This window comes from Phyllobacterium brassicacearum, assembly GCF_003010955.1.
Classification (GTDB): domain Bacteria; phylum Pseudomonadota; class Alphaproteobacteria; order Rhizobiales; family Rhizobiaceae; genus Phyllobacterium; species Phyllobacterium brassicacearum.
Genome location: NZ_PGGO01000028.1, coordinates 41441 through 65481 on the forward strand (window position 1 = coordinate 41441; position 24041 = coordinate 65481).

Below are 24041 nucleotides of genomic sequence, written 5' to 3' on the forward strand. Positions count from 1 at the left end.
CACCTCTTTGTCCATTGATGCACATCAACACGGCGGCAACTGACGCTAAATCCCTTATCAATGACGTCTGCGATGCTCAGTAGCAAGGCTGATCATGTGCAGCAGCCGCCTCACTCTTGAGAGATCATCGCACAGCGGGATTGTGTCATTTCGGGATTGGCGTTCGCATTTAACAACAGGCCAGCGCGATTTAGGTTCCAATCATCGCCGTGACGTGGCGACCGAGCCATGGCAAGGTCCTCGGGCGAATAAACGCCGTGAAATTCCGCGGTATCCATGATGCGCTTCTGAAAAATGGGCGGGAGCATGTATCGTCTCTTAAGCGTCAGTGCCGAAAAATGCCTGACGACAAGATGAGCTTATATTAACCTGCTCATTCAGCAAAAATACCGTTGGGCGACAGCTGCCGGACGGCGACAGGAGTGATCGGTCTTGATACCACTCGGCAAGCCAATCGAACAGATTCTGGGGGTCGGCGCGCTTCTTTTGCTGGCGATCGGCTGCGTTGTTGTGCTTTGGCCTTTCCTGTCGGCCATCCTGTGGGCAGCGGTCATATGTTTCTCGACATGGCCCATCTACAAGAAGTGCGAGCGGGCAGTCGGCGGCTACAAAGCACTGGCGGCCGCCGTGATGACATTGCTGGTAGTCCTCGTTCTTGTCGCCCCGTTTGCCGTAATGGTGGCGACCCTGGCGGACAGCGCAGGCAGCCTGATCACGGGGACGATCCGCATTCTCGAGCAAGGTCCTCCGGCGCCACCGCGTTGGGTCGAAGGGGTGCCGGTGGTTGGGGAGATCTTGGCTGTCTATTGGGAGAGCTTGGCCCACGACGTCCCCGCCTTCATCATTGAGCTCAAGAAGTTGATCGGCCCCGTCACCGACATCGCCGTAACTGGCGGAACGGTGTTCGGGATTGGCCTTCTTGAAATCGGACTGAGTGTATTCACCGCCTTTTTCTTCTATCTCCACGGCCGACGGATGACGGCCCATATGCGCGAAATCAGCGAACGATTCGCCGGGTCCCGCGGCCAGCAGCTGCTCATGGTGGTCGGAGCAACCGTAAAGGGCGTCGTTTACGGCTTGATCGGTACGGCACTCGCCCAAGCCCTCTTGGCTGGTATCGGCTTCTGGATCGCCGGTGTTCCTCAGGCGCTATTGCTTGGATTCCTCACGTTCGTTATGTCGTTTGTCCCGGCCGGCCCTCCGCTTGTGTGGGGCGCGGTGGCGTTTTGGCTCATTGTGCAGGGAACGGTTTGGTGGGGCGTTTTCGTCGCGGCATGGGGTTTGCTGCTTGTCAGCAGCATCGACAATGTCCTCAGGCCTTATGTCCTCGGTAAGGCCAACAATCTGCCCGTGTTGCTCGGTCTGCTCGGGTTCATTGGCGGCGTTCTGGCCTTTGGCCTCATCGGCATATTCCTCGGCCCTGCACTGCTCGCTGTCGCCTACAGCCTCTTCCTTGAGTGGACTGCCGCCGAGGTAGAGGAACGCAGGCATCCCACGCCGTCACCGACGGATCCCGACTGAGCTTTCTTAGTCTGACCTCGGTGGCAGGCTTGACTAGCTCGGCCATGGACCGGGCCGGTGACAACCTTGTCCTTCGTATAGGTCTTGAGGGTGACGTCGGTTAGAGGCAGATTGATGGGTGGCTCTTGATTGCGGCGCAACAGAACCTTCATAGTGTCAGCCTCGTCAAGAGGTGCCCGGTCCTCCCCATCGGAACTGAGCAACCTCTTCGCAGCTGGCTTACACGAGACCGAATGTGTTCGAACCCGCGACCCGTCAGATTGCCCATTTCATGTAAATCAATCTTCAAATACCAAGAATGAACTTAAATACACGACGTATGTAACTGTTCTTCCCGGGGCGCGATCTGCTCACGTCAAGGGGTGCCTGAACCGCTAAAGCAACAAGTTGAGCAGGCTTGTCTATGGAACGCCACCAGCCCGGCTGGCGAAGCGCCCTCTCATCCATGCAGATCTAGCTCGCTCCGGAACAAATCGGCCTGAACACCGTTCCTTACCAGCTCCATTTCAAGGAATAACTCAATGGCCGACGCACCTGAGCCTGAAACCCCGAATGCCGACGAAATCCAAAAATCCCTGGAGAAACAGATCGCAGCCCTTCGAAAGGAAATCACAAAAATCAACAGAACCATTGCGGAGCGGAGCACCAAAGTTTTGGACAATGCGCACGAGCAGGCCTCGGACCTGTCTGGCAACGCATCGTCGCTGGCATCACGGGCAACGCAGCAACTGCGGACGCAAGCTCAAGCGGTTTCCGAGATCGCCCGCGAAAACCCCGGCACCACGACTTCTGTACTTGGCATCGTCGGTATTGTTGCCTTCCTGTTGGGCGTCGCCGTTGGACAGACTTTGACCGATACGCGTCGTCGATGGTATTGACCTTGAACATTCGCGACCGATGTCCGTGACGATAACCTCTTCCACATTCTGGAAGGCTGGACGGATCGCGCTTCGCAGCAAGCCCACGTTTTCAGGGAGCGCTCGTCGACCTCGCCACCAAGGTCGAAATCGTGGCGCGCAACGCTCGGCCAGGAGCACGTCGGCCTGCCAAACAAGGCGTGGGCCTGCAAAGACTCTCTTTCCAATTTTCTGAATCCTTCATGCCTCAGAACTGCAATAAGACCGGACACTATCGGGATCTTGAGGCATGAGCTGAACCCAACCTGAAATCACCAGCACCCGGTCCCCCAATTCCAGTGATGCTCGAACACGTCGATGTATCGACTTCGTTCACGCATAACGGTACGTGAAAAATTCAGCGTTGCTTGGCTTTGCGGGTAGCATACCGCCGATCGCGCTCCGTCTTCCGTTCGGCTTTATCGGTCGCCACGCGCGTGATACGATTTTTAGCTTCAGCTTCGAGCGCATCGGCCTGCGCCGATGCAGCGCGAGCGACTGCTGCAGCCTCGACGATCTGGCGATCACGTTCTTCCTGGACTGATCGTTCGCGTTCTACAGAATGAGGTCCAGCTTGTTAAAATCTTTGTCATCCTTGTCTCGCAGATTTACGGAGAGATGGTTTCCATCCTCATAGACGAATTCCACTGTATACCCGCCGATACCGCCTTCATGCGGAGTGACATAGGTTTGCCGTATTTTCATAATGCCCTCCGAGGCTTCTATCTTCCTTCGCCAAACCCTACTCAAGTCGTTTTGGTTCCATCGAACGTCACAGGCCGCGGCTCCGCTTGCAGCGCTTTGCAAATCCGCCCTGGGGCTTGAGACCCGTGTGCAGTCGACCCGCCAGGCCCGAACATCACCAGATATCACTCGCCAAGGCGCCATCCGGAGCCGACAAGCGTTTGCGGCTAACATTCGCGGAACCGATGCTGCTCCGTCGCGTTGTGCGAGCGTTGGATTAAACTTTTGAAGAACGGGAGATACTGTCCATGAAACTATCCCACATTGTTCCAATTGCCGCTGTCCTTGCTCTTGTCGAACTTTCAGGGTGTGCAAATACCATTCGCGGTATGGGGGCTGATACGGCCAACACCGTCAATGCAACCCAGAGCGCTGGCCATCGCGTGGCCAGATCTGCCAATTAATTGGATACCAGACCCAGGCTACATCGCTTTTGTCGATTTGAATGCTACAACGGCCGCATCCTGATGCGGCCGTTTCGCATTCCATAAGGCTCCCAGAGTTGATGTACTGGCGTTTCAAAAATGTCTTGGCGGTCTCTACCGCCGCATCGCTGCAGTAGGCATCGCGAACGCGCGGGCATGGTGGTCGGAGTCGGAGCAGTGGCGACATGCCGAGAATATCGGGCCGATGTTGTCGCCGCCAGATCGTTTTAATTCGACAGGGCATCGGGGCATTTGCAAAAAACGGTTCGCGACATTCGTGAAAGGAAGATATATCTTGCTCATGGGGTTATACGTGGGCTGTCTCAGTCGCGGCGTGGTTCAGATGGGATCAGCTTCCTACCATGATCGACCTGCAGAATATCGAAGACGCGCAAAAGCTTGCACAGGCAATTGTCAACACAATTCCCGAGCCGTTTATCGTGCTTGATCGTGAAATTCGCGTGCTGGCTGCCAGCCGTTCATTTTACGAGACGTTCCAGGTCGATCCCGAAGAGACGCGGGGCCATTTGCTCTACTCGCTGGGGGACGGACAATGGGACATCCCTGCCCTTCGTGTCCTGCTCGAGACAATCACTCCCGAATGTGCCGCGATGGATGGCTTCGAGGTCGAGCATGACTTTCCCAATCTTGGCCGCAGGACCATGCTGCTGAATGCTCGGACCGTCCTTTACGACGACAACACGACTTCCACCATCCTGCTTGCTTTTTCCGACGTCACCAGCCGCCGGGCGAACGAACGGGAAAAGGATGACCTTCTCAAGCAGACTGAAGAGCTGTTGCGTCAGAAGGACGTCCTGCTTCAGGAAATGCAGCACCGCGTCGCCAACAGCCTGCAGATCATTGCCAGCATCTTGCTGTTGAAGGCGCGGGCCGTCACGTCCGAGGAAACACGGCTGCATCTGCACGACGCCCATCAGCGCGTCATGTCGGTGGCCGAGGTGCAAAGGCACCTGCATACTTCCAACAGTATTGACCAGATTGAAGTCGGTTCTTACCTGACGAAGCTTTGCGGCAGCCTGGCCGCCTCGATGACCGGGGAAAGCAACCCCGTCACGCTGGATGTAATGGCGGACGCGGGATGGATAGGATCAGACAAGGCCGTCAGCCTTGGCCTGATCGTGACCGAACTTGTTATCAACGCGATCAAATACGCTTTCCCATCAAACAAGTCCGGCGACCGGATCACTGTTACCTACGAGATTGACAAAGCGGACTGGAAACTCATCGTTTCTGACAATGGCGTGGGGAAAAACACTGTTACCGCCGGCGAAACCACGGGCGGATTCGGAACGGCCATTGTCCAGGCCCTGGTGAAGCAGCTCGATGCACGCATGGACATAACCAGCGGTACAGATGGTACCAGCGTGTCCATCACCCGGGCAACCTTCACGTCTCGTAGGACACACGCTGCGTGAACCGTGTTTCCACCCGGAACAAGTCCCCTGTTTCCAGAAAATTCTGTCCTGATCACTGAACGACAGCCTCAAAAGACGCCTTCAAGGCCACATCCTTATGGCCAGCGGGAAGATTGCGGAAAACGTCCTGCCCCCTTGCGTTAGCTGACGATCCCAACTTGAAATAACCACATTGCGCGCCCATATAAGAACGGTCGACGAAGATAGTTCGGCCAGTTCTGCAAGCTCCTGATCGAGCGCAGATTTCGCTCCTGTAGCAATTCAAAGTTTGATCGCTGCTCTTTTTGCAGCCCGCCTATCGTCTGCCTGCAGCCGATGTATTCCAATATGACATGCTGCGCGGCCTTGCCGCAGCAGCCAACGGACCAATATGCAAATGATTACCGAACTGAACCGCACTACGGTGCGGCCGCCTCAAATTGATCGAGATACAATCAACAACCCGCCGCGAATAATCGCCGCCACGTGTGAACATCAAGCTTCCGGCTTCACTCGAGAGGAACTACGCCAGATTGTAGCCGATCAGATTGATTGATCCCTGGTCGCGATTTCCTCCAAACCGGCAAGTTGCTCTCAACCAGCCCACAACAATATTAAAGGAGTGAGCCACCTAATGGCTCAAAATTTCAATGAATATGAACCAATCCAGATCAGCAACAGAACCGCACGGGCATTCGATGCAGTCGGCTAAGAAAGCCACCGTCGCGCGCCATCAGGGCGCGCGACTGAACTATGAACGCTATCTCGCGCAAGCCAGAACTCAAGCGCTTATCGGAAATCAAATCGAGGCAGAAAACTTCTACCAGCATGCCGAACATTATTTCCGGTCGTTCAACCAGAACGAAAACTCACGGAAATTGATAGCGTAATTTTCGGCCTTGAACCAACGGGATAAATGCAATCACCTGCCATTCCCAACGCGCTTCAAATTTTACGCCTTCGCCTATCGAGATTCCTCATCACCGGGGTCACCGCAATGCCGTGTAGCACGATCGACCCAAGCACAACGAGAGATACCGTCACCCATAATAGTTCGGTTTTTTCGAATGCGGCTTGTCCGATCGCATAGGCGATATAATAAAATGAACCCAGACCGCGAATACCGAATATTGCAATCACCGCCTTCTCCTTTATCGGCAGCGAGGTTCTGATAAGGCCGAGCCATCCTGAGAGCGGCCGAACGACGAACAGAACGAGAAATGCCGCCGCGACCACTTTCCAGTCCAGCGCACGGAAAACCGAGCCTTCCGCAATGGCTGCTCCAAAACAGACCAGCATTACCATCATCAGGAGGCGCTCTATCTGTTCGGCGAAAGCGTGCAAGTTTTCATGGTACCGGCTTTCTCTTTCCGCCGCTCTCAGGGTAAGGGCCGTCACGAACACGCCGACAAAACCGTATCCGTTGGCCATTTGGATCAAGCCGTAACTCACACAGGTGATTCCCAGCGCGACGAATCCGTCGCCGGTGCGCGCGAGCTTGGTTCTGTTTGGAAGTCGGAATGTAAGAAAGCCGAGGAGTATTCCCGTAAGCCACCCCAAACCAACACCCGCGGCAAGCCTCCAGAACACATCAATGAGCAGCCAGTTGCGAAACCATGGTTCACCTGTGGCGGAAGCAAGTGCGATCGCAATGGAAAGATGAACAAACGGAAAGCTTAATCCGTCATTCAGCCCGGCTTCTGAGGTCAGCGCAAAACGTACGTCACCTTCTTCTCCGGATTGCGGCGGCCCGACCTGAACATCGCTGGCGAGCACTGGATCCGTTGGCGCAAGGGCTGAGGCGAGAAGCAGCGCTGACGCAAGTCCGAGTCCAAGCAGGCCCCAGCCAAGAAACGCAATGCCGATGATTGTCAACGGCATGGCAATGGCGAGCAAGCGCCATGTTATGACCCAACTGCGCCAACCCATCGGTCGGTCGATTTTTAGTCCCGCCCCCATGAGCGATATGATGACAACGAACTCCGTTGCTCGCTCGGTAATGTACCGGCTGTCGAACGGATTGGAGCCGACAATGCTCGAAAGTGGCGACCAGACAAAGAGAGCGCCAAACGCAATGCATATCATCGGGAGTGAGAGTGGTAATTCCTTCAGCACCATTGGAAGCCAGGCGGTCAACAAGACCACCATTCCGAACAATGCGAGTAGGATAATGTAGGTGTCCATCAATGAATACTGACTGCTCTGAGTGAAAAAAGTTGGAACGACAACGGTTCGAAAAGCAATGTCACTACAACTATTTTCACAGTTGGTGGACCATGCAAGGAACCCACGTTAAACAAGCGTGGCAGCGATTCCTAAAGCCGTCCGGAACGCATGCAGCTTTCCCCATATCGCCATCAATTCGCGCGAAGTGGAACCTGCTTGTCCAGCGCTGATCGCCTTCAGGCGGTATTCCGTTGGCAGCAAGAAGACAAAGGACCGGTTAATTGTCTTGCCTCGGGCTGCACCAAGAGGCGACTGGGCGGAATCAAACTCCGATCTGTATCATCCGGTGGACATGTTTGGTTCAAACTCCAGTTCCGCAAGCACTGTCAGTTCGATTCTACCATCCACATCATCCTTCAGTTTATCTGAGTAGAATCCAAGTCTGGAAATTGTTACAACTCGGTGCGGAGGAGAAGTCCGTTGACCAGACTCGATCGACACTCGCACACAGCGCTGATCAGGGCCCCATCCAATCTCGGCCTGCGGCCTCTGCGCCCCGGCCACGAACCCGGTACGTGGCGAGCACCGCAGGTTTTGAGTGAAGCTGGACTGGTTGAGGCCCTCGAACCTGTCCGCGTCATTGATCTTACCCGACCCAAATATGATCCCGAAGTCCAACCCAACACACGACTGCTCAATGGTCAGACGATGCGCGACTTCAACCTGCTGCTTGCGGACACCGTTGCCGAGGTCGCCGGCGCAGGCCAATTTCCAGTCGTCGTCGGTGGCGACTGCTCGATCCTTCTCGGCGCCTTGGCTGGAATCCGCCGGTCTACGGCACTTTCCCTGGTACATATCGACGGACACAGCGATTTTCGACACCCTGGCAATTATGATCCGTCCGTCTTGCTGGGTGCTGTCGCGGGGATGGACCTCGCGCTCGCGACAGGACGGGGGGAGCCGCTCATGACCGAATGGCCGGATGCACCAGCACCGCTCGTACCTGAGGAGCAGGTGGTTCAGATCGGCGAACGCGAGGGGCGCGACGCTGACTTCGCATGGCCTGATGTGAACAAAACGGCCATTAATCGGCTGGACATCTTCACTTTGCAAGAATTGGGGGTGGGCGCAATCCTCATGCGAACAATTGAAACCATTGAGCAGAAATCTCGCTGGCCTTTCTGGGTGCATTTCGACGTCGACGTACTTGACCAAACGGTGATGCCCGCTGTTGACACGCCGGGCAGTCCGGGCGTCGATCCAGATCATCTCGTCTTTCTTTTGCGCAGGCTGCTTGCTGATGAGCGTTGTATTGGCCTCACGGTGACGATCTTTGATCCCGAGCTTGATATTGATGGCAGCTGTGCACGCCTGATCGTTTCCATATTGCGCGACACATTTCGGGCTCAGTGAGTCAACATCAAGCGGCATCGTAACCTTAACTTGCGAGTAGATGTCACGCTGTCTTTGTTTGCAGTGTCATGCGGTTTTCACGCATGCGATTTCCTGCCAGACTGTCATTGCAGCCTGCCGAAGTTGATGATGATCAGATGAAGAGAATTTGTTGCGGGGAATGTGGTGAAGGTTGGCAATGGGGTCGTGGATAGAGATGAACCGCTGAAGCTGGCGGGTTGATTTAAAGCGCTTCATGATCCGTTCGCGTCGTCGTATTGGTTGATGCGAATTTTCTGCCCGGTTGTTTAATCCTTTGTGCTGGCGATGATCACAGGATGTCAGTCCGATCTGCGTGCAGGCTGCAGCATAGGAACCAAGCTTGTCGGTTATCATGACGCGAGGAGCGCAGCCACTTTTCGTGAGCAGTTTTCGGATCAAACGCTTGGCTGCCTTGGTGTCTCTGCGGCTTTGCACAAGGACTTCCAGCACGAAACCATCCTGATCGACGGCGCGCCATAGGAAGTGCTTCTTGCCATTGATCGAAATAACGGCTTCGTCGAGGTGCCACTTGTCACCGAGACGTGGTGTCCGACGGCGAATCTTGTTGGCGTAATCCCGACCGAACTTTTCTGCCCACTGCCGTACCGTCTTGTGCGTGACGATAATTCCTTTGTAAGCCAGCATGTCTTCGACCATGCGAAAGCTTAAAGGAAAACGGAAGTACAGCCAGACCGCCTCGGCGATGATCTCGGCTGGAAAGCGATGGCGATGGTAAAGGGTAGTGCGAGCGTCGGTCATGACGCATTGTCGTCAAGCAAAATTACTCGCAAGTTAAGGTTACGATGCCGAACCAGTGGGGAAGGAACTGCGGCGAGCCGCTCACCTTTGTCTATCAGTATTCGGGGTCGTGCACTCCGCCGGATCCTACGCCTACGCCTATTTGCCCGCCTGGTATGCGCCCTTGTCCGGGGCATGATTGCCTGACGCCTGGCATGGAGTGCCCTGCGATAAGGTGAAAGCGTCTTACAGGCCTGCTGGCCGAGATCAATTTGGAGAGCATAAAGAATTGTGGGGCACTTAATTTCGAAGATCCTCTGATCGAGCCTGGATCGCGCGGCAAGATGTGCCTGCTTGCGGGCCACAGCCCAACTGCCTCACAGATCTTTATGTTCTGCTAAACAGCTTGAAAAGCTCAAGACTTCGAAGCCTCCAATACCGGTCAAGCGAAAAGGGGCTGTTTTCGTTCTGCCAACCTTGATCGCTGAAGTTGAATTTCGTGCCTGGACGCAGGACGGTATTGGCAATCGGGGCATATGCCTGACGTTGGCCCGCAAGCAGACACGACCCAGTTGCCCTCATCGCTAAATACAACGCTTTGCACTTTAATACCCGGACCGGGCGACCATCTCGATTTCGTTCGCATGTCAGCCCATACCGGCATCATCGCTAACAGCCGGTGAACCGTTAATCATGAGAATGCCGAATTAGTGATTTCAATGAGTTAGCTTGTACTTATTTTGAGTGCGTGCGCGCATTGAATAACAGTGGCAGATGAAGTGTTCAATGATGCGGTGGGATGGCAGGCGGTGATTTTGCGTCGAAGCTTGGGCCGTACAACCTTAAGAGGGAGTGAACGATATGAAATCAATACTCGTTGCAATGGGAATTGTTGCGGCCGGCAGCTTGTCTGCCTTTGCTGCTGAACCGGTCAAGATGATGGATACGAAGATGGGCAAGGTCATGACCACCCCCAAGGGCATGACACTCTACACGTTTGACAAGGATACGAAGGACAAATCCAACTGTGACGCGAAATGCCTGAAGAACTGGCCGGCTTTCCATGCAGATGCAAAGGCCAAGGCCGAGGGTGAATGGACGCTTGTCAAAGATGCCGACGGCAAGGACATGTGGGCCTATGAAGGCAAGCCGCTCTATATGTTCGCGAAGGACAAGAAGGCCGGCGATATGACCGGCGACGGCGTTGGCGGAGTCTGGCACCTCGCAAAATAAGGATTATTCATCGATCGAAAGAAGGGCGGCTCTTTTGGGCCGCCTTTACTTTGCGAGGACAATTGCAAGTCCTTGTCAAGGATGCTGATCTTTGGCCATGAACCCGACGACGAAACGGAGGAAATCATGGCCTTGAGATCTTTGAGGCGTTGGTGCGTAGATAACTTCTGAACCGTCTCGAGATATCACCGCCATTGAGCGGAATCGAACCGCAGAGGGTACCGTAACCTTAACTATCGCCAAGACGTAACGTTGTCTTTGATTGATGTGTTATGCGGTTTTCACGCGTGCGATCTCACGCCACACTGTCATTGCAGCCTGACGAAGTTGGCGATGAGTGGATGAAGAGAATTTGTTGCGGGGAAAGTGATGAAGGTTGGCAATGGGGTCGTGGATAGAGATGAACCGCTGAAGCTGTCGCGTTGATTTGAAGCGCTTCATCACCTGCTCTCGTCGTCGTATTGGTTGATGCGAATTCTCTGCCCGGTTGTTCAGTCCCTTATGCTGACGATGGTCGCAGGACGTCAGTCCGATCTGCCTGTTGGCCGCAGCATAGGATTTCAGTTTGTCGGTTATCATGACGCGAGGAGCGTAGCCATAGTTCGTGAGCAGTTTCCGGATCAACCGCTTGGCAGCCTTGGTGTCTCTGCGGCTTTGCACAAGGACTTCCAGTACGAAACCATCCTGATCGACGGCACGCCATAGGAAGTGCTTCTTGCCATTGATCGAAACAACGGCTTCGTCAAGGTGCCACTTGTCACCTAGGCGTGGTGTGCGTCGGCGTATCTTGTTGGCGTAGTCCCGCCCGAACTTTTCTGCCCATTGCCTGACCGTCTTGTGCGTGACAATAATTCCTTTGTAAGCCAGCATGTCTTCTACCATGCGAAAGCTGAGCGGAAAGCGGAAGTACAGCCATACCGCTTCGGCGATGATCTCGGCTGGAAAACGATGACGATGGTAAAGGGAAGTGCGAACGTCGGTCATGCCGCATTGTCACCAAGCAAAATTACCCGCAAGTTAAGGTTACGGTACCCTTAGCCACTGTAGGGCGCTCCCATTTAATGCCGGTTTCGTTGGAGGAACAGCTCCCTTACTGATACCAAATTTTCTGTAGCTGCGCTTCCAACGTTAGCTGGGCGACAACGATGGAGTCATCGTGCCGCAGTTATTCGACGGTTTCCGGCGCTCTGGCTTCGACGGCGCGAACCCGAAGCCAGTCCAGGCCAGCAAACAGGGCCTCGAACTCGCATGGCTCAACGTCATCAAGCCATCCAGGTGAATGTGTGCTCTTCCAGCCGCTTGTAGGCCATCACAATACCGGTGCCATCCCAGTAGATCAGCTTCAAACGGTCTGCCTTGCGCGACCTGAACACGAAGACCGTTCCGGTGAACGGTACTTGCGCAGCTCGTTCTTCACCAGCGCCGCCAGCCCGTCATGGCCCTTGCGAAAGTCCACCGGCTCCGTCGCCACCATGATCCGCACGCGGTTTGACGGGAAGATCATGCCGAGGCCGCAAACGCACGCGCAACAGCCACGATCCGGGCGGTCGACGCGCCTTCCTCCAGACGGATGATGACAGGACCGACGATGATCTCGGGGCGGCTGACTTCTCTAATCGGCGGCGCGGCATCACACGTCTCGACAACCATCGCCGCGAATTCCACCGCATCCTCGGGCGCAGGCAAACCAACTTGCCCTGCCGCGCCATCGTGCGCCACGAAGAAAGGTGGTGCGGCTTCAGCCCATAACGCTCCGCCACTTCGTTCACCGTCACGCCCGGCCGCAAACTGCCGATACGACCGCGCCTTCAACTCATCCGGCCAGTGGCGATGCCCTTCACGTCTGGCCCTGCCGGTCGTGAAAATCTCCAGCGTAGTCTCCATGGAGAAACTCCCTTCGTTCATCCATGGAAAGCCGATCGCAGATCATGGCAAACCGAGCAACGTGGGGCAAGGTTACTTTCCATCGCCTTCGAGGATTTCACGCGATTCAAGCACCTTGTCGATAAGCCCAAACTCAAGTGATTCCTGAGCCGTCATGAAGTGATCGCGGTCCAGTGTCCGCTCGATTGTATCGTAGTCCCGACCCGTGTGCTTGACGTAGATCTCGTTCAGGCGGCGCTTCAACTTGATGATGTCCTGGGCGTGACGTTCGATATCGGACGCCTGTCCTTGGAAACCGCCCGAGGGCTGGTGCAACATCATGCGGGCGTTCGGCAGCACAAAACGCATGTCCTTTTCACCGGCCGTCAAGAGAAGCGAACCCATGGAAGCAGCTTGGCCGAAGCAGAGTGTTGACACAGCCGGACGGATAAACTGCATCGTGTCGTAGATCGCCATGCCGGAGGTCACGACACCGCCTGGCGAGTTGATGTACATGTTGATTTCTTTTTTCGGATTTTCCGATTCGAGGAAGAGCAGCTGCGCGCAAATCAGCGTCGCCATGCCATCCTCAATCGGTCCGGTAATGAAAATGATGCGTTCTTTCAGCAGGCGCGAGAAAATATCATAGGCCCGCTCGCCCCGATTGGTCTGTTCGACGACCATTGGTACGAGGTTCATAGCTGTTTCAATTGGATCTCTCATCGGTGGGCCTCAGCGTTTGGGGAATAAGGGGTTCAAATGCCCCAGATTCGTGGACTACTATTTCGATAGATAGGGCGTTGCCACCCGTTTCCGCAAGATGTTCCGGGGCCAGTTCGTCACCCTGAATTTCATCTTTCCGATGTGATGACGACGATCTGCGTTGTGTTTGTACGGCATGGCACCCGGATCAAGCTGATTTCGATCCTGCCTGCCTATCGCCAAACCGTTGACAAAGGATCGATGCACCAACGCTCAAATTCCTTCAATACGTCCGCCACGCACATCATCGTCAGAGGCTCGTCCTCGCAGACAAGCACCGAGAAGCTCGCGGCTGAGCGTTGGTCGATCACGTTTGCCCCATTGCGGACGGTGTTCAGGAGGCATGCCGAAGCAGGCTCCTAAAAGCAGTCTTCCGACTGGAATGGGCGGCGCTTTAAGAACGAAGCAAAATGTCCACCCTGAGCGGACATTTGCATCTTTAAAGCGTGTCGCCGCTTATGTTTCATCGCGGATTTCCCGCACCAGTTGCAGTTTGTCAAGACGGTTGATTATCGGCCGATTTGCATCGCTTGTCAGCGGCAAATCCTTCAGAAGGCCGGGCCAGATATCCAGCGCCTTTTCGACAGTAAGCCTTACTTCCTTGACCAGGAGCTTCGGATCCACTTTCAGCAATCCGGCCGCCCTTTCAAACCGACGTGTGCCCACGGTGTAAGGGTTATTGTTGTTGCCAAACGGAAGGGCCATGTCGTCGTCGCCGTAGAGGAACGTCGGCACCAGGTCGTATGCGGGGCTGAGCGAAATGTCCCCGGCATCAGGATAGAGGAACGACCAGTTCTTGAGGTGAGCGTCGCCGTTGCCGATCAGGATGTTGACGACGATGCGCCTGACGGCCTCGAGCAACTCACCCCGCGGGTCCGCAGAAAAACGGTGCACTATGTTCATCACCGTGGCTTCGTTGCCCTTCGTGTATTTTTGGTTGCCGACCGCCCCAAGGATTTGTGCAAAATCCTCTATCTGCGTCCGTCGGTGCTCGGCGTGCCGATCGAAGCGGCGGACCGCAAGCGACTTCGCACCCGACGGGAGGAATTCAACCGGGATGCCATCAATCTGGTCGGCGTCGACGAGCCAGGCGTCGACCACGCGTACGCCTACTGCCTCTGCGAGCTTGAGGGCAATGTATTCGGCCTCCGGCACCCGTTCATAGTGGCGGGCAGGTGTCTTCAGAATGATTTCGCCTTCATTGTCCACTGCCGGAATGGTCAACGATCCGTGTTTCATCGTCATTGAGAACTTCAGTTGCACGCCGGCGACCGAGAACCTGATGCGCGGCGAGGTCTCGGGAACCTCCACGCGTTCGGCCCGCGTCGTGGTTGGAGCCTTCGTGCCCGCTTCCCATCGTGCAACGACTGCACCCGGCAAGTCTTGCCCAAGCCTTCCAAGGACATCGAAATTGTCGAAATTGCCAGCGCCGAATTCCTTCGCGACGAGCTCCCTCAAGGCACCTTCAGGCAGCAGGTTCTCGAAGAACGGAGGCAACAGGCCTCCGTGCATGATCTTGTCACCGCGGTTGGTCAGCCTTGCGGTGGTTTCGTCTTCGCTGCGCCCCTGCCATGCCAAGCTGACCAGCGGCCTGCGCGGCCCCATGGCGATGTAGCCGTCGTCCACGACAAAAGTGACGGTGCCGGCCTTGTCCCGGATCAAAGTACCGACCCTAAGCTCCCGGTTGGGCGCAGGCACCAGGTGGATGCCGATCACGGCCGCCCGTTCAACGATCAGCATCTGCATCCCCGCTTTCGTCGTCGATTTCCCGGTCGTCGATAAACAGATCGTCGTGCGCGCTCCTCCAGTCGCGCGGCACCGGATCGCGAGACTTGCCGTCGTCGGTCAATGCAAGCGCGGCGTCCAGTTTTGCGGTCGGGACAAAAACTAGGGACAGGCCCAAGGCGGCTCCGACCTCGCTCAGGGAGTCGACCGTGCTGTTGACCCTGCCGCCTTCCATCTCGTAGATTCTGGACTTCTGTCTTGCCGTCCTTTTCGCAACGTCTTCGGCGATCCAGCCGCGCTTAACACGGGCTTCCGACAGTTGGCGGCCAAGTAACGTTCGGGTTTCGCTCATATCCGTTATACCGTAGATTTCGTTAGTAAGTCTGTTATACCGTACACGAATCAAACCGTCAACAAATGTCCGGTATAACGGATTATACTCTGCAAAATACGGTATAACGGATAAACGTAACCGAAGGAGCGCTACATGAATTTCACGGACCTGGTTCAATATGTCGGCCGCAAGGGAATCTATTTTGAGCGTGGATACGTCTTGGAAGTCGAGATCGTCAACGTCAGCCCGATGGAGAACAACCAGGAAGGTGCGGGCCGTTCCTGATGCAGGAAGAGGACGGCTTCCTCAATGTCGGCTCGATCCATATCGACGTCGACAATGAAGTGATCCGGGCGTCAGGCTATGCGGTGTGGACGATTGTCCTCAACGAAGCCGATCTCGGCGAATTGCGGCAGGCCTTCGAAAAGGAACCTGCAACAGACGCCTATTCGATCTGCAGGAGGATCATGAGGCGCGCGCCGGCGACACTTTAGTCAGGATTATTTTAATCTGGACTATTATAAAAGCGACGTGGGGGCGTCTTCGCTATCTAATGCCGCTTTAGAGGCGCTGTTGGCAGTGTTCGATGATGACCGCTCAACCGATTTCATGGATGAGCAGTGACCTTGCCCCTCGCGTGTAATCCAGTTTGAAATTCGTTTTTGCCTTCTGGCCTAATCAAAGGACCAGAACATGAAACGTAGCCACTTCTCGCATCAGCTTGACGCGTGGCATTCGTCGTCAAGGGCGGAAATGAAAGAGTCATGACCAAGGACTTTGCAAACGAACATACGAGCTTTGTGTTCCAGCTTCCCCAACATCAGCAGCTGCCCGGCGCGTACGCTAGCGATCCGAGGAAGGCAATCGGCCAAGGTGGCGAGGCGACTGCCTAGTCGTCGTTCTCAGCCGATCGGGTCTGGTTCGTTCTGCTCGCGCCCAAAGAGTACATAGTAGGGGTCGAAGCGGTGCCCGGCGGTGGTGTCGACGGTCACAAAGCCGAAGCCCGCGAACATCCGCGACTCCGGTGCCGCTCGGCGAATGGTCACATAGTCGCCCCAGCGCGTATGGGTCCAGGTGCTGCCGTCGCGGTACCAAACCACGTAGTCGCCCATGAAGCCTACCGCAGTGTTGGCGTTCAGGCTTCCACCACCGCCCCAGCCGAGAGTGATGCCGACCTCGTTGTCGGAATTGGTGGCCAGACTGGGATAGCCGAAGGCCAAGTCTGGATTCCAGACTTGCATCTGCTCGATCACCGACCAGTCGCCAATGTTGAGTTTGACAATCTGGACATGTGGATGCGGGAAATCGAACCCAGCCGAACTGCCTTTGCCATTACTTGCGGTCCAGCCCAGCCACAGTTCATTTAGGCGGCGGGTGATGCCGATCACTGCGTTATTCGGAAAACCCCAGCCGAACCAGTTGTTGCCGTTTGGCCCGTTTGAGCTGAGCGTGGTGTTCGGCCAGTTGCGGACCTCGACATCGCGCCAGAAATAGGTGGTCGAGTCGTTGCGCCAACTGAACACACGCATCGTGCTGTTGTCGACATGTCCGGCCCAGAACACCTCGTTGCCGGTGTCCTGCGACACCCCGCTGCCCCAGGCCACGGCGCTGTCGGCTGCGGTGGTGAAGCGGAAATTGATCGTGCCCCCCGCGGCGATCTCTGCGAGGCTCAAGCGCACCACCACAAGGCCGTTGTCGGCAACCGTGTCCGCAACAGTGTCGAGCACGTCAAAGCTGAAATAAACCTCGGCGTCGCCCAGCGACATCGATGGATAATCCATCCAGTCGGTGCCGAGCCCGAAGCTGCCCGATGTCAGGTCCCAGTAAGTCCAAGCGGTGCAATTGCTGTTGATGACATCCTGTGGGCTTGCCATCGCCAGACGATAGCCGTTCGCGCCAGTGGCACCCGACTGGTATTGCAGCAGCCAGATAAAACGGTCGATCTGGGGAGCGTATTGCAGTATCTGGTCGCAGCAAAAGCCGTTGCCGATATCTTCGGGGAAGACAGTCGTCGGGTTCAAGGTGGTAAAAGTTGCGCCAGCGTCGGTCGAGTAATCGATGTACCAGTTCCCGCTCATCAGCACGACATTGCCGCCCTTGGCACCGCTGATGTCGGCTGCGTTGGTGCTGGCATTTGCTACCGAAGGATCGTCGGTCCAGACCGGGAAGTCCAAACCGGCGGCACCCGGATCTCCCGACCCGACGTCGCGCAAATCTGAGCCTTCGGTGCGACGCAGGATGCCCCGGAACGGGCCTGTCGGTACAATGCGTTGTGGGCGCTTGTTCGGTTGACGAACCGGGTGGTCTTCGCGCCGCACCGGCGGATAGGGCGCGTCCTTGACTTTCCGTGGCTTGACCTGGCCCGGCTTTGACTCGCCCGAGCCGTGCTCCAGATCTTGACCGTCTGGGCATGGCACATGCTTGCAGGGAGGCGGCCCGCCGTGACAGTCGCAGATGTCCAAGCAGCGGTCGAAGCCGTACTTGCAGTCGAGAAGCTGAGCAATTCCGGGTTTCTCCGCGCGCGCAATGTCGACCTGATAGGCCAGCAGCTTCAGCAGGCAGCCTTGCAGCGCCGTCTGGCTGTGCAGCTCGTTCTGGGCCTCGCAGGTCTGCCGCGAAATCTGCTCCAACTGGCAATTCGCTCGCTTTTGCTCAGCCAGCACCTGGCCGAGCAGATCCGTCTGGTATGACATCTCCTCGAGCATGCGTTTGATTGTATTTTGCTCTTCATCGCGCCTATCGCTATCGGGGCGCTTGTCGTTTTTCATGGCGAAACCCCTCGATCATTGCGGAAAGCGGTCCCGTGTCCGGCGGCCGGTCAGCAGGTGCACAGCGGCATCGAGCACAAACCAGGTAGCCAGGAACGCTGCGCATTCCAGGGTGAAGCTGTGGAACTTGTAGAACAACTCGGCGATAACGAAGGCGATCAGGAACACCGGCAACTGTCGCTTAAACAGTTCTCCGGTCGAAATGCTGGTGAGCAAACGGAACATGAGACAACCCCCCTCTCAAGGAATGGCGGCGCAAAATCCAATACGGCTCCGAACTGCGTCTCCGCAGGGAAAGTGAAGAAAGCTTTATACAGCATTCGCACTATTTTCGCGACAGATAAGTCGATCCGATGCCGAGAAAATTTTCCGCGAGTAACGATCGGCTCTGTAATCGGCACATATCGTTTAGCCGACAAACTTGTTAGTCCTTGGTGCTGCAAAAATGAATGGCGGACCGATCGCATTTGGTTCCATTCTTCCCCGACTGAACTGTCTATATATTTACCCATGCAAGAAATCCTTCATGGTTTTTGAATACTAAGTGATAAAAACGAAAGCTTGGAGCGAGCATGGGGAACTCACTTTGCACTTCCAGACATCGAACTGTTTGGACGAAGACCAAACTTCTAGGAACCGAGACTCAGTTCCAGAGACTGACGATGCTTGTCAATCAGCACAGAACTTTGACCCCTTATCGGCATCCAATTTTGACCCCCTTGTGTATGAGGTCAGCACTTGCCGGCCCGACGCTGGTCGGGGTTGCAGAGGGTCGGCAAGTGCGGCGTTGCACCCGCCTGGTCCCCTTCCCTCTCCATCCTAACCCGTCGAATGCCCTTGTGAACGCTGTCTCACTTTTACCGGCAAGAATCTCGATTTTAAAGGCAAATATCATGTTTAATGGCAAAGCATCGCCATTGATTTTGTTGAGTTGCTCATCTCGCCTTTAAGGGCAAAGCGACAGCCGTCCTTGAAGCCCGTTGACCCTGCGTTCCTTCGCCCAAAGAGTGCGCGTGATGATGATCAACTCTCACAGCGGTCCTATGTCGTCTTGTCCTTGTAGACGCCAAATCACTCGACCACGCCACGATATCGCCCCATTGGTTTGGCGAGGTAGCCGAGCCTCATTTGTTACCAGCGGACCTGCATCCCGCTGGGAGGGGCCGGTTGCGTACTGGTTGGGCCATCTCCAGTCGTTCCGGGCCCGCCCTTCCCGCATAACCTCACGCGTTTCCCGGACTCTTTTGGGGCATCTCGGAATCGCGTTGGCTCCGCTGGCCTTATTATGGCCTCGACACTCAACTCATCGATGACGGAACGTATTTCGTCATCGAGCAGGGCAGCGCTATCGCGGGATGTGGGCGGCGACCGCTCACAGGTCGCGACGCCGCCTTGCTGGAGGCGTGCCCTGCCCTCAGGCCGGACACGCTTTTCATCTGTACCGGGCTGCACTTTCAAAGACCTGGTCGATCTTGTGCAGCGTTTGAAACGCCACCGCCAAATTTCGGAGGTCGTCGGGGCTTTTAGCAACGAAGCGATTGCAAAGAGAGCCAACAGCGTTGAGATCGGCACAGAGCTTTTGCCCCTTTGTGCTCAAACGGACCGGCGTGGAGCGTCTGTCGCGCTGTGAGACAACGCGTTCAACAAATCCTCCTTCCGAAAGCTGTCTCAGGTGATAGGACATGTTCGTACCGCTGTAGTTTCCCCGCTCCAAAAGCTGGCCAACGGAGAACTCGTCATTGCCGATCCCGAAGAGAATCATTGCTTGAAAGGGGCCTATTTCAGTGACGCCCAGTTTCGTCAATTCCGTTTGAAGGAACATAGCGAACCGCCGGTTCAGCCGATCGAGCGTGCGGGCTAATTCGAAATGGGTAACAATTACCCCATGAGATGGCTTTGAAATATCTTCAGCCTCGTACCCGATGGATGTTTCGGCCGCTGTGACCTCATGCAGAAGTTTTTTAATCATTGCCGTTCCTTCTAATTCGCCATGTTGCAGGCGGAAGGGGGCGATTTCGTGGTGCGCTGCTACTATCAGGGTGAGCAGAAAGGCGACAAATGTGATCGACGCTCTGTCCGATCTGTTTTTCCTGCGTGGCATTCCAGGCCACACGCGAACCGACAATGGTCCGAGTGCAGTCTGTTTGACACGATCCATCGAACGCAGCCGGAAGCAGCCGTTGGACCTGAAATTTGGGGGCAGTCGTCAGTTTTTGCCTGGAATCGGGGTCAGAATTACCGAGCGCTACTGCGTGGTCTACCAGACCATACGTAGCGGCCCACCGGATCAGGTCAGGCTACACCGTTCGTGACGGTTGGCGAAGAAAGGCAAAGGCTTGGGCCGCTCTTTACCTTCATTGCCATCACCGCCGAGGCAGCCAAGAAAGGGGCGAATGCCGTTCGTAAGGAGCATTCTTGCCGCCGCCCTTTACAGTCCCGTCTGAACCCCGACGCACCGGAGGAGATTGGCCAGGCCGGTCCACACACCACGTTCGGGAAGCGACGGGATGACCGTTATCGATTATTGCCGGAGATGCAGGCTGAGCAAGCTGGAAACCTTCATTGCGGCGTTGAAATCGAGCAAGGGTTCAATTCGGCGTTGGTGCGCGGATATGGAATCGAACGCATTTCGATCTTACGATGTAGTCGGTCATGCCGGCCTGACTTGATTCCGGACAGACTCCGGGTGTCCGCACGCCAGTATACGATTGAGAACGATGCAACCGATGGCCACCTCGGTCTGCTGTGCTGCGAACGAACGAGCAAGCGCGATCCGATCAGCGCCTTGTATCGCCCGATGGCGGTTTCGATCAGAGCGCGCTTGCCATAACCGGTGGCCGCCTGCCATTTCAATCGGCCTTGTTCTGCAATCACCGCGATGTGGCCGTCCCGTTGACCGGGTGGCCCAGTATCACCGCTTTCCACTGCCGTCGAACGGGGTGGAATGACGACGATCGCGTTGCTGCTATGCCGCAGGATCGTCTGATAGGTCGGCTTGCCATCGTAGGCTCCATCAGCCGTGAAGCGATCAATCTTACCGTCGATCTGGCTGAGCAACGGCTCTATCTGTGAAGGATCATCGGTGTTCTGGTCTGTCAGACTATGAGCAATGATTTCGCCATTCTCGGCATCCAGCGCCAGGTGGAGCTTGCGCCAGTTGCGACGTGATCTGGCGCGCCATGTTTCTCCTCCAGCCATTGCCCGGCGCCGTAGACTTTCAATCCCGTGCTGTCGACCAGCACATGCAGCGGGCCGTCCGGCAGAGGCCGGTTTCGTCTGGCTGGCAGCTCCCACGTCTGCGACCGGCTCAATGTCGTATGATCGGGAACTGGCACATCAAGTCCCATGAGATCAAGCACCGAGCACATAAACCCCTCGATCTGGCGCAGCCGCATTCCGAAGACGCAACCCAGCGTCAGGGCTGTCTCGATGGCGAGATCGGAATACCGGCGCTGGCCCCGCGGGTCTTGCGTCGCGGAGTACGCCATCCCGCCAGTGCTTCCGGCGTTACCCATAATGTCAGGCTACCCCGCCGACGCAGACCTGCTTCGTATTCCCGCCAATTCGTCACCCTGAATTTCATCTTTCCGATGTGATGACGACGATCTGCGTTGTGTTTGTACGGCATGGCACTCGGATCAAGCTGATTTCGATCCTGCCTGCCTATCGCCAAACCGTTGACAAAGGATCGATGCACCAACGCTGTTTCCGATCCAATTCGGTGCAACCTGTTGGCCATCATTGGAGGAGAAGACGTCGAAATCGATCTGCAGCGGATCCAATGGCCGGCATATGCCCGCGAGGCTGATTGGCCGAGATAGAGGCGACAGACCTCTGAAGACAGCGGGCATCAGAGTAGCAAATGCTTATTTCTGTGACTTTTGGGTTACGCTTGATAGATGACCGACAAAGGATGGGCAGCCCGGGGAGATTGTGCATTGCGCACATTCCTATTCTAAGTAACGTGCAAACGATTGATGGCGTTGCCCACAAGCGGTATCCGTCATCAGTTGAAGCCTTACCGTGATTACTTAGGCGAGTAGGTGCGGGGATGCTTCAAGAGACTTGGTCCTCGGGCCAAGTCTCTTTTAGAAGCCCGACACTTCTATCGGAGCGCTTAATCATTTGTTAACCATGCGGGAGCAGCTTTTGGTTGCTGACCCCTTCCCCAAGTCCCCATACTGGTCAGTGCACCCGACCGCTGCCCCCATCGGCGGTCGGGGCCTTTGGTCATCACTCCAAATCCTTTGGTCATCACTCCTATTATCGAAACAACGACTTATTGTTAAATATCGGATATATTTCGAATGTGTCCGTTAACGGCATAGGCTCGGCGTCGAGACCCAGACCACAATCGCCATCTCCGCCGGCCTTTCTTCAAAATTACGCGCGCCTCGCGATCCTGTTGTGATTTGACTCAAATTGTTCGCAGGGCGACAGTGGCTCGTCGGATCTTGAATTCGATGGGGCTCGGTGTGCAACCTTACTCTGCGGGCAAGCGACCGAGCCTCTATCACCTCCCGCAACGATCCTAGTGAACTTGGTCCGTCAGCAGTTAAAGGCCTGTAGTTGCATCAGTCGATCATGACCGTAAGGATTACGGAAGTACCTGTTCTCGGTAACATATTTTCTACCTGGCTCGTAGCCAAGTAGCGAAGGAGTCATTTATAAATTTCAGATAGCTAATCCAAGGTCTGGTGATTTCTGCTACCTAATTCAGCAAATTAAGCGGCTCATCACGCGCAATGAACCGCTGCAGTGGCCGCGTGGATGTCAGATGAAGAGTCGATCGCTCTCTTCTTCAATCAGGCCTCGATGATTCGCTCGCCCTCCATTCCCACTACGTTTCTGCTACCAACACATGAAACCGCCATCCACGACGAGATCAATTCCAGTTACAAAGGAAGAAGCCCTGCTTGCAAGGAATACGGCAGGACCGACTAATTCTTCGGGAGCTGCCAAGCGACCCATGGGAGTGTCCCGTTCGAATAGTTTCACCTGGTCGGCGACTTCGGCTCGACGGTTCATGGGTGTCAGCGTGTAGCCCGGGCTGATCGAATTGACCCGGATTCCTCGATCAATCCATTCCATTGCCAGGCTTTTTGACAGATGGACAACTGCGGCCTTGGATGAGTTGTAGTCGGCTTGTTTCAAGCCACGATTGACTATCGAGCCTGACATTGAAGCAATGTTAATGATGGAGCCCCTCTTTCTGGGGAGCATTACCCGTGCTTGCGCCTGGCAGGATAAAAAAACACCCGTTACATTTACATCATACACCCGCTGCCAGTTCTCCAGTGGGAGCGTCTCGGCATCTCCGCCAGCACCCACACCGGCATTGTTGACAGCAACTGTCAAAGAGCCAAGCTCGTTTTCTATGAAATCAATCGCTCCCTTCAGGTCCGTGGCAGAGGTTACGGTGCCTTCCAGCGTGAGTGATCGACGTCCGAGAGCGCGAATTTTCTCCGCCGTTGCGTTCAGGCCGCCGCTTGAGAGATGACCAAAACAGGCTACGTCAGCTCCGGCCTCGGCCAAACCAATCGCAATAGCCTGGCCGATACCGCTGCCCGAACCCGTGACTATCGCTACATGTCCTTCAAGGTCGAACATTTTCATCGAACTCTTCCCTACGTCAGAAATCCCGCCTTCGGGCGATAGTTGGATTGGAATGACTTTAATCTACATGAAAAAAGTCTCGTCGGGGCTCAGACGCGTTCTGTCTCACAAATTCCGATTTCAACGTATTGTGTCTGCTTCTCTAATCGGGCATTTGGGTCAAGCTCTTTTCTAATTTTCCGGCAACCTGGTCGTTCACGCGGGTCACGATGACAGTTCCGCTCGTGTCCCTGGCGATCGTGGGGATATCGCGAAACCGATGCTTAGTTGTGACGGCACTGTAACCTTAACTTTCCCGACATCTTGATGCCTGACAATGCAGCATGACCAAGGTTTGTGACCAGCTCTATCACCGCCATCGCTTTCCAGCCGAAATCATCGCCGAAGCGGTGTGGCTTTAC

Annotated in this window: 24 protein-coding genes and 1 pseudogene; 10 read left to right on the top strand and 15 right to left on the bottom strand. The window is 55.5% G+C overall.

Going from position 1 to position 24041, the window contains the following annotated elements; translation table 11 throughout:
* Positions 1-432 precede the first annotated feature (432 nt).
* Both CU102_RS25095 and CU102_RS25100 read left to right on the top strand, forming a co-directional pair.
* A complete protein-coding gene (locus tag CU102_RS25095) occupies positions 433-1521 on the top strand; it encodes an AI-2E family transporter (RefSeq protein WP_106713800.1) in 1089 nt (362 codons plus the stop codon).
* Positions 1522-2042: 521 nt separating this feature from the next.
* Positions 2043-2399 (top strand): hypothetical protein, encoded by a 357-nt coding sequence (locus CU102_RS25100; protein WP_106713801.1) that lies wholly within the window; start codon positions 2043-2045, stop codon positions 2397-2399.
* 376 nt (positions 2400-2775) lie between these two features.
* Here CU102_RS25100 and CU102_RS30645 read toward each other — a convergent pair whose 3' ends face one another.
* Together CU102_RS30645 and CU102_RS29990 are read right to left on the bottom strand one after the other, a co-directional pair.
* Positions 2776-2934 carry a DUF6481 family protein gene (locus CU102_RS30645; protein ID WP_245425539.1) on the bottom strand — a complete coding sequence of 53 codons (159 nt, stop codon included), beginning with the start codon at positions 2932-2934 and terminating at the stop codon, positions 2776-2778.
* Positions 2935-2972: 38 nt separating this feature from the next.
* The gene (locus CU102_RS29990) at positions 2973-3122 is read right to left on the bottom strand and encodes a hypothetical protein (RefSeq protein ID WP_166648585.1); all 150 of its coding nucleotides are present in this window, start codon (positions 3120-3122) and stop codon (positions 2973-2975) included.
* 287 nt (positions 3123-3409) lie between these two features.
* Here CU102_RS29990 and CU102_RS25110 point away from each other — a divergent pair, with 287 nt between their 5' ends.
* The 3 genes from CU102_RS25110 to CU102_RS31190 all read left to right on the top strand — a co-directional run bounded on the left by CU102_RS25110 (position 3410) and on the right by CU102_RS31190 (position 5891).
* Positions 3410-3565, top strand: coding sequence for an entericidin domain-containing protein (locus CU102_RS25110; protein ID WP_106713803.1), 156 nt, complete (start codon positions 3410-3412; stop codon positions 3563-3565).
* A 383-nt stretch (positions 3566-3948) separates the two neighbouring features.
* Positions 3949-5022 (top strand): sensor histidine kinase, encoded by a 1074-nt coding sequence (locus CU102_RS25115; protein ID WP_106713804.1) that lies wholly within the window; start codon positions 3949-3951, stop codon positions 5020-5022.
* A gap of 635 nt (positions 5023-5657) precedes the next feature.
* Complete coding sequence (locus CU102_RS31190) at positions 5658-5891, top strand: DUF4167 domain-containing protein (protein ID WP_425351601.1); 234 nt, start codon at positions 5658-5660, stop codon at positions 5889-5891.
* Positions 5892-5946: 55 nt separating this feature from the next.
* Here the strand turns inward: CU102_RS31190 and CU102_RS25125 are convergent, their stop codons facing one another.
* Positions 5947-7185, bottom strand: a complete 1239-nt coding sequence (locus CU102_RS25125; protein WP_106713806.1) for a cation:proton antiporter — start codon at positions 7183-7185, stop codon at positions 5947-5949.
* Between the two features lie 462 nt (positions 7186-7647).
* On the opposite strand from CU102_RS25125, the gene CU102_RS25130 reads away from it, so the two are divergent.
* Positions 7648-8580 carry an arginase family protein gene (locus CU102_RS25130; RefSeq protein WP_208113900.1) on the top strand — a complete coding sequence of 311 codons (933 nt, stop codon included), beginning with the start codon at positions 7648-7650 and terminating at the stop codon, positions 8578-8580.
* Positions 8581-8646: 66 nt separating this feature from the next.
* On the opposite strand, the gene CU102_RS25135 is transcribed toward CU102_RS25130, so the two are convergent.
* A complete protein-coding gene (locus tag CU102_RS25135; RefSeq protein WP_106713807.1) occupies positions 8647-9360 on the bottom strand; it encodes an IS6 family transposase in 714 nt (237 codons plus the stop codon).
* An 840-nt stretch (positions 9361-10200) separates the two neighbouring features.
* On the opposite strand from CU102_RS25135, the gene CU102_RS25140 reads away from it, so the two are divergent.
* Positions 10201-10572 carry a COG4315 family predicted lipoprotein gene (locus tag CU102_RS25140; protein WP_106713823.1) on the top strand — a complete coding sequence of 124 codons (372 nt, stop codon included), beginning with the start codon at positions 10201-10203 and terminating at the stop codon, positions 10570-10572.
* Between the two features lie 270 nt (positions 10573-10842).
* On the opposite strand, the gene CU102_RS25145 is transcribed toward CU102_RS25140, so the two are convergent.
* Positions 10843-11556, bottom strand: coding sequence for an IS6 family transposase (locus CU102_RS25145; RefSeq protein ID WP_106713808.1), 714 nt, complete (start codon positions 11554-11556; stop codon positions 10843-10845).
* Between the two features lie 172 nt (positions 11557-11728).
* On the opposite strand from CU102_RS25145, the gene CU102_RS30915 reads away from it, so the two are divergent.
* Positions 11729-11851, top strand: coding sequence for a hypothetical protein (locus tag CU102_RS30915; protein ID WP_280951928.1), 123 nt, complete (start codon positions 11729-11731; stop codon positions 11849-11851).
* On the opposite strand, the gene tnpB is transcribed toward CU102_RS30915, so the two are convergent.
* The 5 genes from tnpB to CU102_RS25170 form a co-directional block, all read right to left on the bottom strand.
* Positions 11835-11945, bottom strand: a complete 111-nt coding sequence (gene tnpB, locus CU102_RS31195; protein ID WP_425351599.1) for an IS66 family insertion sequence element accessory protein TnpB — start codon at positions 11943-11945, stop codon at positions 11835-11837. The two genes, CU102_RS30915 and tnpB, sit on opposite strands and share 17 nt — an antisense overlap.
* A gap of 60 nt (positions 11946-12005) precedes the next feature.
* Positions 12006-12347 carry a hypothetical protein gene (locus tag CU102_RS29530; protein WP_425351600.1) on the bottom strand — a complete coding sequence of 114 codons (342 nt, stop codon included), beginning with the start codon at positions 12345-12347 and terminating at the stop codon, positions 12006-12008.
* A gap of 181 nt (positions 12348-12528) precedes the next feature.
* Complete coding sequence (locus CU102_RS25155) at positions 12529-13158, bottom strand: ATP-dependent Clp protease proteolytic subunit (RefSeq protein WP_106713809.1); 630 nt, start codon at positions 13156-13158, stop codon at positions 12529-12531.
* Positions 13159-13653: 495 nt separating this feature from the next.
* Complete coding sequence (locus CU102_RS25165; protein ID WP_166648584.1) at positions 13654-14937, bottom strand: type II toxin-antitoxin system HipA family toxin; 1284 nt, start codon at positions 14935-14937, stop codon at positions 13654-13656.
* Positions 14924-15274 carry a helix-turn-helix domain-containing protein gene (locus CU102_RS25170; protein WP_106713812.1) on the bottom strand — a complete coding sequence of 117 codons (351 nt, stop codon included), beginning with the start codon at positions 15272-15274 and terminating at the stop codon, positions 14924-14926. The genes CU102_RS25165 and CU102_RS25170 overlap by 14 nt, the downstream gene beginning before the upstream one ends.
* Before the next feature lie 135 nt (positions 15275-15409).
* Between CU102_RS25170 and CU102_RS30920 the strand changes: the two genes are divergently transcribed.
* Both CU102_RS30920 and CU102_RS25175 read left to right on the top strand, forming a co-directional pair.
* Positions 15410-15541 carry a hypothetical protein gene (locus CU102_RS30920; protein WP_280951925.1) on the top strand — a complete coding sequence of 44 codons (132 nt, stop codon included), beginning with the start codon at positions 15410-15412 and terminating at the stop codon, positions 15539-15541.
* Complete coding sequence (locus CU102_RS25175) at positions 15541-15750, top strand: hypothetical protein (RefSeq protein ID WP_106713813.1); 210 nt, start codon at positions 15541-15543, stop codon at positions 15748-15750. Before CU102_RS30920 ends, CU102_RS25175 begins: the two co-directional genes overlap by 1 nt.
* A 408-nt stretch (positions 15751-16158) precedes the next feature.
* Here CU102_RS25175 and CU102_RS25180 read toward each other — a convergent pair whose 3' ends face one another.
* From CU102_RS25180 to CU102_RS25210, 5 genes and pseudogenes are all read right to left on the bottom strand, one after another.
* Positions 16159-18024 carry a hypothetical protein gene (locus CU102_RS25180; RefSeq protein ID WP_106713814.1) on the bottom strand — a complete coding sequence of 622 codons (1866 nt, stop codon included), beginning with the start codon at positions 18022-18024 and terminating at the stop codon, positions 16159-16161.
* Positions 18025-18039: 15 nt separating this feature from the next.
* On the bottom strand, positions 18040-18249 hold the full coding sequence (locus CU102_RS25185; RefSeq protein WP_106713815.1) for a hypothetical protein: 210 nt from the start codon (positions 18247-18249) through the stop codon (positions 18040-18042).
* A gap of 1207 nt (positions 18250-19456) precedes the next feature.
* On the bottom strand, positions 19457-19993 hold the full coding sequence (locus CU102_RS31030; protein WP_106713816.1) for a MarR family winged helix-turn-helix transcriptional regulator: 537 nt from the start codon (positions 19991-19993) through the stop codon (positions 19457-19459).
* 681 nt (positions 19994-20674) lie between these two features.
* Positions 20675-21652: pseudogene (locus CU102_RS25205) on the bottom strand (IS5 family transposase).
* A 1223-nt stretch (positions 21653-22875) separates the two neighbouring features.
* A complete protein-coding gene (locus CU102_RS25210; protein ID WP_280951927.1) occupies positions 22876-23664 on the bottom strand; it encodes an SDR family oxidoreductase in 789 nt (262 codons plus the stop codon).
* Positions 23665-24041 lie beyond the last annotated feature (377 nt).